The 16,701-nt window shown below is 63.8% G+C and carries 19 protein-coding genes; 8 read left to right on the top strand and 11 right to left on the bottom strand.

The features are described from left to right. The first annotated feature begins 8 nt into the window (after positions 1-8). Entirely contained in the window at positions 9-1,175 is a 1,167-nt protein-coding gene (locus NKJ94_RS22750) for an NAD(P)/FAD-dependent oxidoreductase (RefSeq protein WP_352528029.1), read from the top strand. Positions 1,176-1,247: 72 nt separating this feature from the next. On the opposite strand, the gene NKJ94_RS22745 is transcribed toward NKJ94_RS22750, so the two are convergent. Beyond that, entirely contained in the window at positions 1,248-1,673 is a 426-nt protein-coding gene (locus NKJ94_RS22745) for a GNAT family N-acetyltransferase (RefSeq protein ID WP_352528027.1), read from the bottom strand. Positions 1,674-1,841: 168 nt separating this feature from the next. On the opposite strand from NKJ94_RS22745, the gene leuD reads away from it, so the two are divergent. Beyond that, a complete protein-coding gene (leuD, locus tag NKJ94_RS22740) occupies positions 1,842-2,447 on the top strand; it encodes a 3-isopropylmalate dehydratase small subunit (protein WP_352528025.1) in 606 nt (201 codons plus the stop codon). 62 nt (positions 2,448-2,509) lie between these two features. Next, on the top strand, positions 2,510-3,439 hold the full coding sequence (locus NKJ94_RS22735; protein WP_352528023.1) for an Ivy family c-type lysozyme inhibitor: 930 nt from the start codon (positions 2,510-2,512) through the stop codon (positions 3,437-3,439). Here the strand turns inward: NKJ94_RS22735 and NKJ94_RS22730 are convergent. Further along, on the bottom strand, positions 3,436-3,627 hold the full coding sequence (locus NKJ94_RS22730) for a hypothetical protein (protein WP_352528021.1): 192 nt from the start codon (positions 3,625-3,627) through the stop codon (positions 3,436-3,438). The genes NKJ94_RS22735 and NKJ94_RS22730 overlap by 4 nt on opposite strands. A 52-nt stretch (positions 3,628-3,679) precedes the next feature. On the opposite strand from NKJ94_RS22730, the gene NKJ94_RS22725 reads away from it, so the two are divergent. From NKJ94_RS22725 to leuB, 3 genes are all read left to right on the top strand, one after another. Continuing rightward, positions 3,680-4,075, top strand: a complete 396-nt coding sequence (locus tag NKJ94_RS22725) for a RidA family protein (RefSeq protein ID WP_352528019.1) — start codon at positions 3,680-3,682, stop codon at positions 4,073-4,075. Continuing rightward, positions 4,072-4,422, top strand: a complete 351-nt coding sequence (locus tag NKJ94_RS22720) for a VOC family protein (protein ID WP_352528017.1) — start codon at positions 4,072-4,074, stop codon at positions 4,420-4,422. The genes NKJ94_RS22725 and NKJ94_RS22720 overlap by 4 nt, the downstream gene beginning before the upstream one ends. Positions 4,423-4,562: 140 nt before the next feature. After that, positions 4,563-5,666 (top strand): 3-isopropylmalate dehydrogenase, encoded by a 1,104-nt coding sequence (gene leuB, locus NKJ94_RS22715; protein ID WP_352528015.1) that lies wholly within the window; start codon positions 4,563-4,565, stop codon positions 5,664-5,666. A 58-nt stretch (positions 5,667-5,724) separates the two neighbouring features. Here the strand turns inward: leuB and NKJ94_RS22710 are convergent, their stop codons facing one another. Both NKJ94_RS22710 and NKJ94_RS22705 read right to left on the bottom strand, forming a co-directional pair. Continuing rightward, positions 5,725-6,438: a DUF805 domain-containing protein gene (locus NKJ94_RS22710; RefSeq protein WP_352528013.1), complete on the bottom strand. Its 714-nt coding sequence runs from the start codon at positions 6,436-6,438 to the stop codon at positions 5,725-5,727. Positions 6,439-6,525: 87 nt separating this feature from the next. Beyond that, positions 6,526-8,361: a DEAD/DEAH box helicase gene (locus NKJ94_RS22705; RefSeq protein WP_352528011.1), complete on the bottom strand. Its 1,836-nt coding sequence runs from the start codon at positions 8,359-8,361 to the stop codon at positions 6,526-6,528. A 456-nt stretch (positions 8,362-8,817) separates the two neighbouring features. Here NKJ94_RS22705 and NKJ94_RS22700 point away from each other — a divergent pair, with 456 nt between their 5' ends. Then, positions 8,818-9,852: an aspartate-semialdehyde dehydrogenase gene (locus tag NKJ94_RS22700; RefSeq protein WP_352528009.1), complete on the top strand. Its 1,035-nt coding sequence runs from the start codon at positions 8,818-8,820 to the stop codon at positions 9,850-9,852. Between the two features lie 221 nt (positions 9,853-10,073). Here the strand turns inward: NKJ94_RS22700 and NKJ94_RS22695 are convergent, their stop codons facing one another. Further along, positions 10,074-10,481, bottom strand: a complete 408-nt coding sequence (locus NKJ94_RS22695; RefSeq protein ID WP_352528007.1) for an ACT domain-containing protein — start codon at positions 10,479-10,481, stop codon at positions 10,074-10,076. Positions 10,482-10,671: 190 nt separating this feature from the next. Between NKJ94_RS22695 and NKJ94_RS22690 the strand changes: the two genes are divergently transcribed. Then, positions 10,672-10,935, top strand: a complete 264-nt coding sequence (locus NKJ94_RS22690; protein ID WP_352528005.1) for a YMGG-like glycine zipper-containing protein — start codon at positions 10,672-10,674, stop codon at positions 10,933-10,935. Between the two features lie 81 nt (positions 10,936-11,016). Here NKJ94_RS22690 and rpsP read toward each other — a convergent pair whose 3' ends face one another. The 6 genes from rpsP to NKJ94_RS22660 form a co-directional block, all read right to left on the bottom strand. Beyond that, positions 11,017-11,418 (bottom strand): 30S ribosomal protein S16, encoded by a 402-nt coding sequence (gene rpsP, locus NKJ94_RS22685; RefSeq protein WP_352528003.1) that lies wholly within the window; start codon positions 11,416-11,418, stop codon positions 11,017-11,019. A gap of 51 nt (positions 11,419-11,469) precedes the next feature. Further along, positions 11,470-11,796, bottom strand: a complete 327-nt coding sequence (locus NKJ94_RS22680) for a chorismate mutase (RefSeq protein ID WP_352528002.1) — start codon at positions 11,794-11,796, stop codon at positions 11,470-11,472. 7 nt (positions 11,797-11,803) lie between these two features. Next, positions 11,804-13,408: a signal recognition particle protein gene (gene ffh, locus NKJ94_RS22675; RefSeq protein WP_352528000.1), complete on the bottom strand. Its 1,605-nt coding sequence runs from the start codon at positions 13,406-13,408 to the stop codon at positions 11,804-11,806. Between the two features lie 410 nt (positions 13,409-13,818). Then, on the bottom strand, positions 13,819-14,787 hold the full coding sequence (locus NKJ94_RS22670; protein WP_352527998.1) for a CPBP family intramembrane glutamic endopeptidase: 969 nt from the start codon (positions 14,785-14,787) through the stop codon (positions 13,819-13,821). Between the two features lie 147 nt (positions 14,788-14,934). Next, a complete protein-coding gene (locus NKJ94_RS22665; RefSeq protein WP_352527996.1) occupies positions 14,935-15,537 on the bottom strand; it encodes a DUF1236 domain-containing protein in 603 nt (200 codons plus the stop codon). A 64-nt stretch (positions 15,538-15,601) separates the two neighbouring features. Beyond that, complete coding sequence (locus NKJ94_RS22660) at positions 15,602-16,696, bottom strand: zinc-binding metallopeptidase family protein (RefSeq protein ID WP_352527994.1); 1,095 nt, start codon at positions 16,694-16,696, stop codon at positions 15,602-15,604. Between the last annotated feature and the right edge of the window lie 5 nt (positions 16,697-16,701).

The following is a 16,701-nucleotide window of genomic DNA, read 5'->3' as shown; positions in this document are numbered from 1 at the left end:
CGAAAAAAGTGCGCTACGACATCGTCATCATCGGCGGAGCCATCGTCGGCTCCTCGATCGCCTATTACCTGCGCGAGGAAGGGTTTTCGGGCTCGATTGTGCTTATCGAGCGCGACCCGCAATTTTCCCATGCGGCGACCACGCTGTCCTGTGCCTCCATCCGCCAGCAGTTTTCGATCCCGGAAAACATCCGGCTGTCGCAGTTCACACTGAAACTGTTCCGGCGACTCAGGGAAGAGTTTGGCGCGGACGCCGATATCGGCTTTCGCGAAGGTGGTTATCTCATCCTTGCCGGCGAAAACGGGCTGCCGATTCTGCGGGCCAACCACGAGGCGCAGATGGCCGAGGGCGCGGACATCGTGCTCGAGGATGCGGAGGCGCTCGTCCGCCGGTTTCCCTGGCTGTCGGCCGAGGGCATCACTGCCGGGGCCTACGGCCGCAGCGGCGAAGGCTGGTTCGACGCGCACGCGATGCTGATGCTGTTCCGCAAGGCGCTACGGACGAAGAACATCGACTTCATCACAGCGTCGGTGACCGGTATTGAGCGGCGAGGCGAGCGCATCACCGGTGTGACTCTCGACAATGGCGAACGGCTCGAGGCCGGCACCGTCGTCAACGCCGCCGGGCCGAATGCCGGCAAGGTGGCCGCAATGGCCGGGCTGACACTGCCGGTGGAGCCGCGCAAGCGCAACGTCTTCGTCTTCGAGGCGCGCGAGAAATATGACGACATGCCGCTGCTGGTCGACCCGAGCGGCATCTATGTCCGGCCGGAAGGCTCGGTCTACATCACCGGCGGCGCCGAGCCGGAAGAGGGCGAAGGACCAGCCGACCCCGGCGATTTCGAGCCCGACTGGCCGCTGTTCGAGGAGGTGATCTGGCCGGTGCTGGCGACCCGCATTCCGGCCTTCGAGGCGATCAAGCCGACGCGGGCCTGGGTCGGCCATTACGACTACAACACGCTCGACCAGAACGCGGTGATCGGCCCGCATCCCGAGGTCGGGAATTTCCTCTTCGCCAACGGTTTTTCCGGTCACGGCCTGCAGCAGGCGCCGGCGGTCGGCAAGGCGCTGGCCGAGCTTCTGGTGCATGGCGGCTATCGCACGGTGGATTGCTCGGCGTTTGGGTATAGCCGGGTCGCCGAAGGACGGGCGTTTCGGGAGTTGAACGTGATTTGAAGCGGGCAAGCCGCTCAGAAATAAGCCGTTCTGTCGAGTTCCCGCCCACCCCCTCTGGCCTGCCGGCAGCCGTCAGCGCTCACGGCCGAACCAGAATGCGTCCGGCATGCGCGTCATGCCGATGCGTTCATAAAAGCCGACGGCGTCGGGCATGGAAAGCAGGCTTATGGCAACGGAAGGCCCGAGTTGCCGGCGTGCCTCATCCATCAGGCCCTTGCCGATGCCCAGCCCTTGCGCCGATACGGAAACAGCGAGCTCGGAGATATAGCAGACCCAGGAAAAGTCGGTGACGCCGCGAGCGACACCAACCAGTGGCTTGCCAGGCGCATCGAGGCGCGCGGTCAACACCAGACCGGCACGGGCAAGCATCGCCCTCAAACGGGATTCGTCATCGACGGGGCGGTTCGCGCCGAGGCCGGATTCCACCAGAACGCGGCGGAACTCGGCTGTGCCGAGGCCCGGTTCGCTGGCGTAGAGGACCTTGGATCGTGTTGTCATGCCGACAAAAGTGCACCATGGGCCGGTGGTTTTGAAGCTGTTTTGTGCCGATCTTGTGTTTCGATGGACGACGAAGGTCCAAAAACAGCCGCCTTTTATTTGCCCGCGGCTTTGTGTAAACCGGGCGCAAGCAAATTCCCCGCAACGAGAAGAAGACGGGCAAGGACCATGGAAAAATTCACCAAGCTCACTGGCGTCGCCGCGCCGATGCCGATCGTCAATGTCGACACCGACATGATCATTCCCAAGGATTATCTCAAGACGATCAAGCGCACCGGGCTCGGCAGCGGGCTGTTCGCCGAAATGCGCTACAAGGACGACGGTTCGGAAAACCCGGACTTCGTGCTCAACAAGCCGGCCTACCGCAAGGCGCAGATCCTGGTCGCCGGCGACAATTTCGGCTGCGGCTCGAGCCGCGAGCATGCGCCGTGGGCGCTGCTCGATTTCGGCATACGCTGCGTCATCTCGACCTCGTTCGCCGACATTTTCTACAACAACTGCTTCAAGAACGGCATCCTGCCGATCACCGTCAGCCCGGAAGACCTGGAGAAGCTGATGGACGATGCCTCGCGCGGCTCCAACGCGACGCTGTCGATCGATCTCGAGGCCAAGGAAATCCGCGGGCCGGACGGCGGCGTGGTCAAGTTCGACCTCGATGAGTTCAAGCGCCACTGCCTGCTCAACGGGCTCGACGATATCGGCCTGACCATGGAGAAGGCCGGCGCCATCGCCTCGTTCGAGAAGAGGAATGCCGAGCTGCGGCCCTGGGCCTGAGCGGTACGATCTGAACGGGATAGCCCAGCCGCTGCAGGCCGGCTTGGTGGCGGAGGACAGTCATGACACGTTCGCTTGTTGCCGGCGCCTGCGCGCTGGCGTGGATTCTGATGCCGGTGGCTGGCGCGCATGCACAGACCGACATGGTGCTCGTGCCGGCTGACGATGCGTCCGGCGGGGCCGCCGACCAGGGCGCGTCGAGCAATGCGGCCCTAACCGACGATGACAGCCAAGGACCGATCCCGTTCGAGGGTGGGCAGCTGACCATCACCCAGCAGGAGGAGTATGGCGAGAAGGCGCTGGCCTATGACGGCAAGCCGCTGGCCAGCAATTACGACGTGTTCTTCGATAAGGTCGTCAAGGTCGGCGGGGTCAACGTGGCGCTGGTCGATGTCGGCGACGGCGGCAACCAGTGCGGCCCCGCCAAGGTGATCGTCTGGAAACCGGAAGGCGGTACCATCCAGAGCACCACGGTCGAGCAAGACGAATGCGGTGCGCCGCCGGCCGCGGTGTCCGACAGCGCCATCTATTTCGTACCCTATCTTTTGCCCGGCGATTCCAAGCCGGCGCTGCGATGGTCGCCGACGGACGGGCTGACGAATTCCGGCAATCTCACCTACATGCCGGAGCCGGGCACCGACTGGAAAGACATCGATCCATCGAAATACGACAACATCGTCGACGCCTTCCATAACGAAGCGGTCTACAGGCTGGCCGAGACGCTGCTCAGCAAGGATATGCCCGACATGGCAACCAGCCTGCTGGTCGGCGGCGGCACGGAGAAAACCGCGTCGGGCGCCTTTTTCGCCAGTGGCTGCGTGCCGCACGATTGCGGCGGCAATGACGGCTTCATGGCCGTCGACCCGGCCAAGCACAAGCTCTATTTCGCCCGGCGCGGCGACAAGCCAGAGCCGGACGCCTGGCCGGCGGTGAGTACCTGGCCGGCGGAGATCAAGGAAGCGCTGGACAAGGAACTGCGTTCGGCGAATTAGGCGCTTGGCGCGGCGATTGCCACCACGTCTTCGTCACCATGGACGATGATCCATACCCTGGCCTTCGCCAGGAAGGCGGCGGACCAGAATTCTGCACCGCCGAGTTTCTTCCCACCCCCCTCTGCCCCGGCAGGTGCTGTCCCGCCATCATCAATGGTTGCACAGCCCATCCACAGCGTCTGGCCCATGGCCTGATCGGCTCATTCCCTGCAAGATAGCCGCTACGATCGTGAGGAAGCCATGCGAAAACTGATCTCCACCGGCTCGCCCTTCGAGAAGACCGCCGGCTATTCGCGCGCGGTGGTGCAGGGCGACTGGTGTTTCGTGTCCGGAACGACCGGCTACGACTATGCGATCATGTCGATGCCGGAGACGGTCGAGGCGCAGACGCGCAATTGCCTGGCGACGATCGCCAAGGCGCTCGGGGATGGCGGCTTCGAGATGGCCGACGTGGTGCGGGCGCATTACTACATCACCGATGCGGCTTTCGTCGATGTGGTGTTCCCGATCCTCGGCGAGATCTTCGGCGAGATCAGGCCGGCGGCGACGATGATCGTGTGTCAGCTCAACAAGCCGGAGATGAAGATCGAGATCGAGGTGACGGCGCTGCGGCGTACGGTTGGAGCGCGGTCATGAAAGTCCGGCGTATTGTTGCCAACATCGAAACGCCTGACATCGCAGCGGGAAAACGCTTCTATCAGGATGTGCTTGGTCTCGACGTGCTCATGGACCACGGCTGGATCACGACCTACGGCTCGCAAGAAAAAATGAACGTCCAGGTCAGCTTTGCCGTCGAGGGCGGCTCCGGCACGCCGGTGCCTGACCTGTCGATCGAGGTCGACGATGTCGACGCTGCACTTGAAAGCATGAGGAAGGCCGGCTTCGCCGTCGAATACGGTCCGGCGGACGAGCCCTGGGGCGTGCGGCGCTTCTTCGTGCGCGACCCGTTCGGCAGGCTGGTCAACATCCTTTCGCATCTATAGGCGTTTTTGTCTTGAGCATGGGATTTTCCCAAAACCGGTTTCCACTTTTGGGTCCGATGCTCTGAACCGTAGGCTTGCGCGTCGGCCGCTTGGCGTTTAGCAAGGCCGCGTTCATGCGCTAAACGATTGGGACGGTTCTCATGGCTTCGAAAAATCTTCTCCTGCTTGCCGGCGACGGCATCGGCCCCGAGGCGATGGCCGAGGTGAAGAAGCTGATTTCCGCCATGAACGACAAGTTCGGCAGTGATTTCGTCACCGATGAGGGCCTTGTCGGCGGCTGCGCCTATGACGCGCATGGCGCGGCGATTTCCGATACCGACATGGCCAAGGCGATGGCCGCGGACGCGGTGCTGTTCGGCGCCGTCGGCGGGCCGAAATGGGATGCGGTGCCTTACGAGGTGCGCCCGGAGGCAGGTCTTTTGCGCCTGCGCAAGGACATGGAGCTGTTCGCCAATCTCAGACCCGCTATCTGCTATCCGGCGCTGGCGGCGTCCTCCTCGCTCAAGCAGGAAGTCGTCGAGGGCCTCGATATTCTCATCGTGCGCGAGCTCACCGGCGGTGTCTATTTCGGTGAGCCGAAGCAGATCATCGATCTCGGCAACGGCCAGAAGCGCGGCATCGACACCCAGGTCTACGATACGTTCGAAATCGAACGCATTTCGGGCGTTGCCTTCGAATTGGCACGCACGCGCAAGAACCACGTCACCTCGATGGAAAAGCGCAATGTGATGAAATCAGGCGTATTGTGGAACGAGGTCGTTACGCAAACCCACAAGGCGCGCTATGCCGACGTCAAGCTCGACCATATGCTCGCCGATGCCGGCGGCATGCAGCTGGTGCGCTGGCCCAAGCAGTTCGACGTCATCGTCACCGACAATCTGTTCGGCGACATGCTGTCCGACATCGCCGCCATGCTGACCGGCTCGATCGGCATGCTGCCTTCGGCCTCGCTCGGCGCCCCCGATGCCAGGACGAAAAAGCGCAAGGCGCTCTATGAGCCGGTGCACGGCTCGGCGCCCGATATATCAGGCAAGGGCATCGCCAACCCGATCGCCATGATCGCCTCCTTCGCCATGTGCATGCGCTATTCCTTCGGCATGGTGGCCGAAGCCGACCGCCTGGAAGGCGCGATCGCCGCCGTGCTCGACCAGGGCTTGCGCACCAGGGATATTTTGTCCGAGGGGATGACCGAGGTCGGCACCACCGAGATGGGCGACGCGATCATCGCCAAATTCCTGGGCTGAGCCTGTGGCGGTCGACGTCCGCTGGGCGACGACTGAGGATGCGGCGGCACTCCCGCGGTTAAATTTGGACACCCGCCGGCACCGGACCCCACTGGTTTTCGCGCGGCTGGGTCGGGATCAGCGCAAAGATCAGGATGATCACGGTGCCGAAGGTCGGGATCAGGAAAAGCAGGAAGAGCCAGCCGGTCAGGCCGATATCGTGCAGGCGACGCACGTTGAGGCCGAACCACGGCAGGGCTGTTGCCAGCAGGAAGAGGCCAAAGAGGCCGACCGTCACTGCCGGCAATTCACTGTTGTCGAGATTGCCCATGGCGTCGTCGGTGAAGACGCCGAGTCCTATCGCCACGATCAGCGCGATCGTCCAGAACAAGCAATAGCCCCAATATTCCTTGCGGCGGGCACGGCCGGCGAAGTTGAAATAATTCCCGGTCAGGCCCAGCCAGAAATAGCTCCACAGGCCGGTGGATCCGGCGGGACTGTTGTCAGCGGAGCGGCCGAAATGTTGCGGCTGACGTGCCGCGGGCGCATTGCCGGCCTGAGTTGGGGCGGCGGTTGCAGCGGGGGCGTCGGTGGGTGCACTGGCAGGTTGGGCGCGGATCGAAAAAACATCGCGTGCCCGTCCGCCAGCCGGCTCGAATTCGACGGGCGTGCCTCCGGCAACCGATGCTTCGCGGCGCAAGTCCTCTCGCGCGAAGCTGTAGCGGTTGCCGTCGGCTCCGGTAATGAAACCGAAGGCCTGGTCCTCGTCATAGTGAAGAACTTCGCCGCGCATGTCCTGCCACCCCATTGCCCCGCCCCAGACTGTGCAAAGTTGCGGCAGACCGCAAGGGGCCTGCGCGAAATGGAGGGTGCCGGCCATTTACCCCGGCCGTTTCTTCGATTTCTTGTGTTTCGCCGGTCCGCCTTCGAACTTCGCCTTGGCCGATTTCCCGGCCCAGGGCTTTGCCTCGAATGCCGGGCGCTGGTCGGCCGATGGAGCGCGCTTCTCGAATTTGGGCGCGTTTTGATCGAACGTGCGCTTGCCGCGATGCGGCTTCTTGTCGGGCCGTGGCTCCTGATAGCCGGCCCGCGACAAATCGGGCGTGCCGTCCAGTCGCCTGACCGCAATATTGCCCTGCAGCTTGCGGTCGGGGCCGATCGCCGCCAGGAAACGCTCGGCCCAGTCCGCTGCGATCTGCACGAAAGTTTCTTCCGCCTGCATCTTGATGGCGCCGATCTCGCGCTTGGAGATGCCGCCCGTCCGGCACAGCATCGGGATCAGCCAGCGCGGCTCGGCATTCTGCCGGCGTCCGACCGACAGCGAGAACCAGACGCTGTCGCCGAAATCGTCGCGGCGGCTCGGTGCCTCGTCCCGGCGCGCAAATTTTTCGCCCGACGGCGTGAACGGCGCCACGTCGAGAAGATCCTCGGGCGCCGAACGGCTGGAGCGGCACATCCGCACGAAGGCGGCGGCGATCTGTTCTGGCCCGTGCTGGTCGAGAAGCGCCTGGATGAAGCCGCGCTCGTCCTCCTTCATGGGCTCGCCGAAGGCCGGATCCGCGAGAATGCGCTCGTCGTCGCGGCGTATCACGTCGTCGGCCGAGGGCGGGCTCGCCCAAGTCGCCGCCAGACCGGCACTTTGCAGCAGCCGTTCGGTGCGCTTGCGGGCGCTGTTGGGCACGATCAGCGCGCTGACGCCTTTGCGTCCCGCCCGGCCCGTGCGTCCGCTCCGGTGCAGAAGCGTCTCCGGGTTGGTCGGCAGGTCGGCATGGATCACCAGCTCGAGATTGGGCAGGTCGATACCGCGCGCTGCGACGTCGGTGGCGATGCAGACCTTGGCGCGGCCGTCGCGCATCGCTTGCAGCGCATGGCTGCGCTCGTTCTGGCTCAGCTCGCCCGAAAGCGCCACCACGGAAAAGTTGCGGTTGTTGAAGCGCGCCGTCAGGTGATTGACGGCAGCACGGGTGTTGCAGAACACAAGCGCGTTCTTTGCCTCGTAAAAGCGCAGCACGTTGATGATGGCGTTCTCCCGGTCGGCCTGGGCAACGCTCAGCGCCCGGTACTCGATGTCGAGATGCTGCTTCTCCTCGCCGGAAGCCGAGATGCGTACGGCGTCGCGCTGGTAGCCCTTTGCGAGGGTGGCGATAGAGCGTGGCACTGTGGCGGAAAACATCAGCGTGCGGCGCTCGGCAGGGGCGGCGTCGAGGATGAATTCGAGGTCCTCGCGAAAGCCGAGATCGAGCATCTCATCGGCCTCGTCGAGCACAACTGCCTTGAGCGCCGACATGTCGAGCGAATTGCGGGTGATGTGGTCGCGCAGGCGGCCGGGCGTGCCGACGACGATATGGGCGCCGCGCTCCAGCGTGCGCCGTTCGGTGCGCATGTCCATGCCGCCGACGCAGGACGCCACCGTGGCCCCGGTCAGCTCGTAGAGCCATTCCAGCTCGCGCGTCACCTGCAGCGCCAGCTCCCGCGTCGGTGCGACGGCCAGCGCCAGGGGCGCCGCGGCGTGGGAAAAGCGCTCGGCACCATCGAGAAGCGTCGGCGCCAAAGCCAGGCCGAAAGCGACGGTCTTGCCGGAGCCGGTCTGGGCTGAAACCAGCGCATCGGCCTGGTCAAGTTCGAGAACGGCCTTTTGCACCGGTGTCAGCTCGACATAGCCGCGTTTTTCCAGCGCCTTTGCCAGCGCGGGAACAATAGCTTCGAAGTTGGACATCTCACTCTTTCGGAATTCGGATTCTCAATACCCGGCGACGGGTCAAATGTCGGCATGCGCCACGCACGGGCGCCACGAGCCAGACGATGCCCGTTCGTACTTCGTGCCGTGGCCATTGTACAGGGCAGTGGTCCGCCTGGTTGCGATTGACTCTTGACGCAAACTGCGTAAAAGCCGGCACCGAACGGGAATGGTTTTTCGATGCGCGGCCTTTTGATGGCGCTCCTTGCCTTCGATATCCCCGGCCCCAATGCGAACCATTGGGCTGGACGCCTTAGCGCGTCTTTCCGTTCCAGCAAAACCACGTTCTTGGTCAAAAAAACCGGTAAAACGACCACCAAAACGGTCTGATTCCCTTGGCCTAACCACCCTCTCCCGGGTCCGGCCCGGGGGTTGAAACCCGCATCGGCCGCGGGTTTCTCCAGAAACCGAGCGGAGAGGGACAGGAGATTTTCGATGAGTTTCAAGGTTGCGATCGTCGGTGCCACGGGCAATGTGGGCCGGGAAATGCTCAACATACTGGAAGAGCGCGGCTTTCCGGTGAGCGAGGTGGTGGCGCTGGCCTCGCGGCGCAGCCAGGGCACGGAAGTGTCGTTCGGCGACCGCACGCTGAAGGTCCGGACGCTCGACCAGTATGATTTTTCCGACACCGACATCTGCATCATGTCGGCCGGCGGCAACGTCTCCAAGGAATGGTCGCCGAAGATCGGCAAGCAGGGCTGCGTCGTCATCGACAATTCGTCGGCCTTCCGCTACGACCAGGACGTGCCGCTGATCGTTCCGGAAGTGAACCCGGACGCGATTTCGCTGTTCACACGCAAGAACATCATTGCCAACCCGAACTGCTCGACGGCGCAGCTGGTTGTGGCACTGAAGCCGTTGCACGACTTCGCCACCATCAAGCGCGTCGTCGTCGCCACCTACCAGTCGGTCTCCGGCGCCGGCAAGGAAGGCATGGACGAATTGTTCACGCAGACGCGGGCCGTGTTCGTCGCCGACCAGGTCGACGTCAAGAAATTCACCAAGCGTATCGCCTTCAACGTCATCCCGCACATCGACGTCTTCCTCGACGACGGCTTCACCAAGGAAGAGTGGAAGATGGTGGCCGAGACCAAGAAGATGCTCGACCCCAAGATCAAGCTGACGGCGACCTGCGTGCGGGTGCCGGTGTTCATCGGCCATTCGGAAGCGGTCAATATCGAGTTCGAAAAGCCGATCACCGCCGATGAAGCGCGCGAGATCCTGCGCGAGGCGCCGGGCTGCCAGGTGATCGACAAGCGCGAGGACGGCGGCTACATCACGCCGCTGGACTCGGCCGGCGAGGACGCCACCTTCATCTCGCGCATCCGTGAGGATTCGACCATCGACAACGGATTGTCGATGTGGATTGTCTCCGACAATCTGCGCAAGGGCGCGGCGCTCAATGCGGTGCAGATCGCGGAGCTGCTGGTCGAGCGCGGGCTGATCCAGCCGAAGAAGAAGGCGGCATAGTTTTCGCTCACTGGCTCGGCCTTCGGCCGGTTTAGTTTCGCTCACGGGCCGCACCGCCGCTTCGCGGCCGGCCCTTCGCGGGAGCGCCGGAAAGCCGGCGGCCCGCAGTCGCGGGCTCGGCCTTCGGCCGATAGCTCCCTTCTCCCCGCTCATGAGGAGAAGGTCCCGGCAGGGGGATGACGGGCGGCACCGGCATCTGAAGTAAACAGCAGGTGCGGGCGTCACAGCGGGCTCTCCTCCGCCAGCTTCTCCAACATCGCCAGCGCCTCCTCCGCCCGGTCGGCGGGCACGAACAGATAGTCGTGGTAGAAGGCCGAGACCGGATTGACGCCCATGCCGGCGGTAGCCAGCCGCGCGGTGATGGCGGCGAGGAAGCCGACCGCTTCCAGCGACGAATGGACGTTCAGCGTCAGCATCCGGCAGCGGAATGTTGGTTGCAGGCCGGCGGCTTTGGCCTCGTCCTCAGGCACGATCAGCGTCGAGCCCTCGTGCTCGTAAAGCAGCATCAGCGGATGAAGCTCGCCGGGAATAGGCGCACCGGGCGGCAAGCTGGCAAAGACATAGACACCGGCTGTCAGCTCCGGTTGCATTCCGGCCAGCAGCGTCTTCAAATCGGTTTCGCCGGCCATGCCATGCCTCCCGGATATTGTGCGGATCACCCTGCCGAGAACCCGCGTTTTGCGGCGATGATTTTGCGGGCCACTTGATCACACGAGACCCGCTTGGTCTGCCGCCGACCTTCTTCATTGGATCAAATCGCCAGGTTGCGAGTTAGGGGGTGCAGCGGCGAGGACGGTACCCTGTTGGAGAGGAACGACAATGAAAAAGGTGATGATCTTGATGGCCCTGCTGGTACCGCTCGGTGCCTGCTCCCGTACTGAGCAAGGCGCGGCAGTCGGCGGCCTGGGCGGTGCGGCGGTCGGCGCCGCAGTGGCCGGCAACCCGACCCAGGGCGCGGTGATCGGCGGCGCGGCCGGCGCTTTGGCCGGTGCGCTGATCGGCCGTGCCAGCGAAAGCGGCCAGTGCCGTTATCGCGGCCGCGACGGTCGTGTGTACATTGCGAGCTGCCCACAAGGATATTGATCGGGCCGCGTCATACGGATCAACTGGCAACAGCAAAACGGCGGGCAGAGGCCCGCCGTTCTGCGACTGGGGATGGATGAATTATTCGGCGCTGGCGGCTTCCGCCTCGGCCGGGGCGGCGGTTGCGGCGGCAACAGCGGCGGCGGCATCTTCCTGCGCCTTCTTCAGCAGCGCTGCGCGCTCCTGCGTCTTTTTGCCGGGCTCGGCCTTCTTCGGGTTGGAGCGGGCTTCGCGCTTGGCGATGCCGGCTTCGTCGAGGAAGCGCAGCACACGGTCGGTCGGCTGGGCGCCGTGCGACAGCCAATGCTTGACGCGCTCGGCGTCGACCTTGACGCGTTCGCCGTCCTTGGGCAGCAGCGGGTTCCACGAGCCGAGCGACTCGATGAAACGGCCGTCGCGCGGCGAACGGGCATCGGCGACGACGACGTGGTAATAGGGACGCTTCTTCGAGCCCGCACGGGCCAGTCGGATTTTCAGTGGCATTTCTTTTCTCCTAAAAAGCTCTGATTTGGTTGATCGGTTGGTGGCTGGTCCTCAGCCGGTTTTCGTCACGCCGTTGGAAGCGGCGATCTGCTCGTGATGGCGGATCACTTCGCGGACGACGAAGTTCAGGAATTTCTCCGCGAAATCCGGGTCGAGATGGGCGTCCTTCGCCAGTTGGCGAAGGCGGGCGATCTGCTCCTGCTCGCGTGCCGGATCGGCCGGCGGCAGCCCATGTTCCGCCTTCAGCACGCCGACCGCTTTGGTGCAGCGGAAGCGCTCGGCCAGCATGTGGATCAGCGCCGCGTCGATGTTGTCGATCGAGGCGCGATAATTGACTAGCGCCGCACGCGCGTCGGCCATGTCCTTTTCTTCGTTCATGGCGCCCTCATTTCTTCTTGCCGAGGCCGGGTAGGCCGCCGCCAGATCCCGGCAAACCAGGAAGCTTCATGCCGCCGGGCAGCCCAGGCAGACCACCGCCACCGGGAAAGCCGCCGGGAAGGCCCTTCATGCCGCCGAGCCCGGCCGCCTGTGCCTGCTTCTGCAAGGCTTCGAGCTGCTTGGGATCCATCTTGGAGAGGTCCGGCATGCCGCCGCCCATCATGCCGCCGGGGCCGCCCGGCATCATGCCACCGAGCCCCATCTTGGAAGCAAGCCCGCCCATCATGCCGCGCATCAGGCCGCCGCCTTTGCCCTTGCCGCCCATCGCCTTCATCATGTCGGCCATGCCGCGATGCATCTTCAACAGCTTGTTGATTTCGGCCGCGTCGGTGCCGGAGCCGGCGGCGATGCGCTTCTTGCGCGAGTGCTTCAGAATATCGGGATTGGCGCGCTCGGCCTTGGTCATCGACGAGATGATGGCGAGCTGGCGGCCGAACATCTTGTCGTCGAGACCGGCGGCGGCCATCTGGTCCTTCATCTTGCCCATGCCAGGCATCATGCCCATGATGCCGCCCATGCCGCCCATTTTCGACATTTGCTGAAGCTGGCCGGCGAGGTCGTTCAGGTCGAACTTGCCCGACTGCATCTTCCTGGCCATCGCCGCCGCCTGCTCGGCGTCAATGTTCTCGGCCGCCTTTTCGACGAGGCTGACGATGTCGCCCATGCCGAGGATGCGGTCGGCGATGCGCTTGGGGTGGAATTCCTCCAGCCCGTCCATTTTTTCGCCGGTGCCGATCAGCTTGATCGGCTTGCCGGTGACGGCGCGCATCGAGAGTGCTGCGCCACCGCGGCCGTCGCCGTCCATACGGGTCAGCACGAGGCCGGTGATGCCGACGCGCTCATCGAAGCTTTTCGCCAGATTGACGGCGTCCTGGCCGGTCAGCGAATCGGCGACCAGCAGGATCTCGTGCGGCGACGACACCTTCTTGATGTCGGCCATCTCGATCATCAGCGGCTCGTCAATATGGGTGCGGCCGGCGGTATCGAGGATGACGACGTCATGGCCGCCGAGCTTTGCCGCCTGCACGGCGCGGCGGGCGATATCGACCGGCGTCTGGCCGGCGACGATCGGCAGCGTGGCGACCTTGACCTGCTCGCCGAGTTGACGGAGCTGCTCCTGCGCGGCGGGACGCCGCGTGTCGAGCGATGCCATCAAGACCTTCTTGTTCTGGCGCTCGGCCAGGCGCTTGGCGATCTTGGCCGAGGTCGTCGTCTTGCCGGAGCCCTGCAGGCCGACCATCATGATGACGACCGGAGCCGGTGCATTGAGGTCGATGGCGACGCCCTCGGCGCCGAGCATCTCGACCAGCTCGTCATGGACGATCTTGACGACCATCTGGCCGGGCTTGATCGACTTGACCACGGCGGCGCCGACGGCCTTCTCGCGCACCTTGTCGGTGAAGGAACGCACCACTTCCAACGCCACGTCGGCCTCGAGCAGCGCACGGCGCACCTCGCGCAGCGCCGCCGAGACATCCGCCTCCGACAGCGCGCCGCGGCCGGTGAGGCCGTTCAGGATCGAACCAAGGCGCTCTTGCAGGGACTCAAACATTGGTCAAACCGCCGTGCGAGAGCGCCTTGGATTCATGCTGATCCCCGTCGGGCCTGCGGCCCTCCACGCCTCTTGTGCGTTCCTGTAGCGATTCAAACATTCTTTTTCCTTTTCCCTGGCACCCGGATGATGCCCGAGAGGTAATGCGTTCGCGCCGACTGTCCAAGCAAAAGCCGGTCCGGGCAAAAGCCCAAAGCCAAAAAGCACCCGGGGGCGCACAGCGCTGCCGGGTGTTGGCCTCCGGGATCGATTTACAGCACTTCACCTCAAAGAGGTTTCGGCGTCCCGGTCGGTTTGCTCGGAGGAATACTCGTCGCGGAATTTGCGGCGTGTAGACAGGAAATCGGCCGCAGAGTCAAGCTTTGGTCAGCGTTGTGCCAGATATGCTCAGGGCGACCAGGCAACGCGCATCAGCGCACGCCGCCGGCGCGCGTCATATCCGGTTCCACTTTCAGCGGTGAGCGCGGATGCAAAAGCAGCAGAACGGTCAACAGGCTGCTGACGATGCCGATCGCGGCGATGAGGACGGCGTCTAAAGCCGTCCAGCCGGCGGCTTCGAGCGGCTTGGCGTTGAACAGGGCGAAGGAATTATAGCTTTGCTGATGCGAAATCAGCAAGAAGCCGGTCAGATTGTTGCCGAGATGGGCGCCGAAGCCAGCACCCAGATTGCCGGTGGCATAGACCAGAAGCGTCAGCAACAGTGCAAAGGCGGCGATCGAGGCCAGCACGCAGGCGTTGATGGCGGTCGTCGAGCTCGGGCTCCAATGCAGGGAGGTGAACAGCAGTCCCGGCAGCAGCGCCCAGATAAATGGATTTTGGAACCGGCTCGCCAGACCCCTGAGCAGATAGCCGCGGAACAGCATCTCCTCCGACGAGGTCTGCAGAAAGGTCAATGCAGCGATCGGGATCAGGAACAAAAGCCAGGACGACAGGCCGATCGTACCGCGCGCAATATCGGGCTGCAGGCCATAAAGCAGGATCTCGGAAAGCAGCGAAGTGATCAGCACCGCGGCCAACCCTTTCAGGAACCCCGACCACGAAATGCGCCGGCTGATGCCGATCAGGGCCGTCAGCTTCTCGCGATGGATCCAGCGCATGGCAGCCCAAAGGCCGAGCCAGATTCCGGCAAAGGAAGCCAGCGCCGCGAGGATGCCCGCGGGCGATGCCATGAAATCCTGCACCGCCCCTCCAGCTGGCGGGGAGGTGCCTGACGACGCCTGCCAGACGGTAAAGGCATAGGTGCCGCCGAACAGCACGGCGACGGTTGTTGCGACCCAGAACAGGACGACGATCGCCGTCCCGAGCAGGAGGCGAGGCAGGGTGGTCTTGTTGTTGGCGGTGTGCCGGTACTGTTGGAAGGCAGTTGGATCGATGGTCACGCGGGCTCGCTGGCTGGTGCTTCGGCTCGCATGGTCTAGAGCATCGGACGCAAAAGTGAAAACCGGTTTTGCAGCAGCAATGCCGGCTGTGGCAATGTCGGGAGTCTGAGCGGCCGCCACTACAGGGCGACCGCTCTGTTGGCGACGTCAGCGCACGACGTACATGATGCGCCTTGTGTCCGGATCGACCAGCGCCGGCTGGCCGTTCACATAGACGTAGCGGTAATTATAGTCCGGAATCTCGCGCAGCTCGACGGTGTCGGGCAAGGTCGCGCCGGTAACCACCTCGCCCTCGAGATAGACCGGATCGAGTCGATTCGTTTCGACATACGTGCGAACCTCGGCCGGCGGTCGCCGGATGGGCTCGATCGCCTCGCCGGCAACGATTGCTCCGGTATAGTTGTCGGAATATTCGACGCTATCGGCGGGCGCTGTCACGACGGCAATGTCGGCGCTGGCCGGACGCTGCGTCAGGACCACGCGGCTGCCGCCGAAATCCGCCGTCACATAGTCGGAATAGACCCAGCCCTGGCCGTTGGCTTCGGCGATGGTGCACCATTTGCTATTGGCAATGCAGCCATCGAGCGTCGCAGACTGGCCGGCGGCGAGCACGCCGATAACCGGATATTGCGGGCCGGGGCCGGCGCGTACATTGAGATCGGTGATGGCCGAGACGGCGGTGTCGGCCAAAGCAGAGCCCGACATCGCTGTGAGCGCGCCGGCCACCGCCGGAAACAATATGCGTTTCATGATCTTCTCTCCGTTTGCACAGTCCCTCGGGACCGAAAACGAAGCAAAGCCGCATGCGTTCCGGCTAAAAAGCCTCCGCCGGCTCACGATTTGTTCCAATAATTTTCGGCAGGTCGGTCAAAAGCTCGTGAACAAAAGCAAGTTTTTGCGCCGCCACGTCCGAGATTACGAAGGGATACAGGTCGGGCAGGCCCATGCAGCGGTTGATCGAGTTGGAAGCTTCCGACAGCACCAGCCAGCGCGCGAGGATATTCTCGAAAGGCTCTGGCCTGGCGGCGGGTTCCGATGGTGCCGGCTGCTGCTCGCCGCCGGTGTCAGCACGCGACAGCTCGTTGGCTTCAACGGTCTCCAGCCGGCCGAGCGGTAAATTCAGAGCATGCACCATCTCCAGCGTGTCCGTGATATGCATGTGATGCGCCCAGGTCTCGGCCCAGTCCTCCCATGGGTGCGACGTCGCATAGGCCGAGATATGGCGCTGCTGCCAGTCGGGTGGCGCGCCATCGGCATAATAGGCCTTCAACGCCTGTTCATAGTCGGCACGGTCGTCGCCGAATAAAGCGCGAAAGCCGGCAAGCTTTTGCGGATCGTCGCGGATCAGGCGGTCCCAGTAATAATGGCCGAGCTCATGGCGGAAATGGCCGAGCAGCGTGCGGTAGTTCTCACCCATCTCGACGCGCCGCCGCTCGCGCTCGGCCGAGTCCGCCTCGGCGACATTGAGCGTGATCCGGCCGTTGTCATGGCCGGTCAGGATGCGCTCACCGCCGGGACCGCCACCGATCGGATCGGCAAGAAAGTCGAAAGCGAGGCCGATCTCGTCGCCGGGGTTCTGCTTGGGTGTGACCGGCAGACCGAAGGCGAGCAGCGAATAGACGGCACGCTTCTTTGCCGCCTCGACACGGATCCAGCGGCGGCGGTTGCCGTCGACCGACAGATCTGGGATCAACTGGTTCAGCACGCAGGCGCGACAGAAGGGTTGGCCAGGCTCCGCCATCCAGTTGCAGGCGCATTCGTCGGCATTGGTGCAGTGGAAGACGTTGGCGCCGGACAGCACAAAGCGCGCATCCTCGGCATTATAGAGCACGAGGCTGGCGCAGTTCAGGCATTGCGCGTTCTCGAAATAAAGACGGTGGCCGCAATGCGGGCAGTCGAAAAGCTTCATTGGCG

Source organism: Mesorhizobium sp. M0060, from assembly GCF_040323155.1.
Lineage (GTDB): Bacteria > Pseudomonadota > Alphaproteobacteria > Rhizobiales > Rhizobiaceae > Mesorhizobium.
This window is presented reverse-complemented; position numbering and strand designations above follow the sequence as displayed.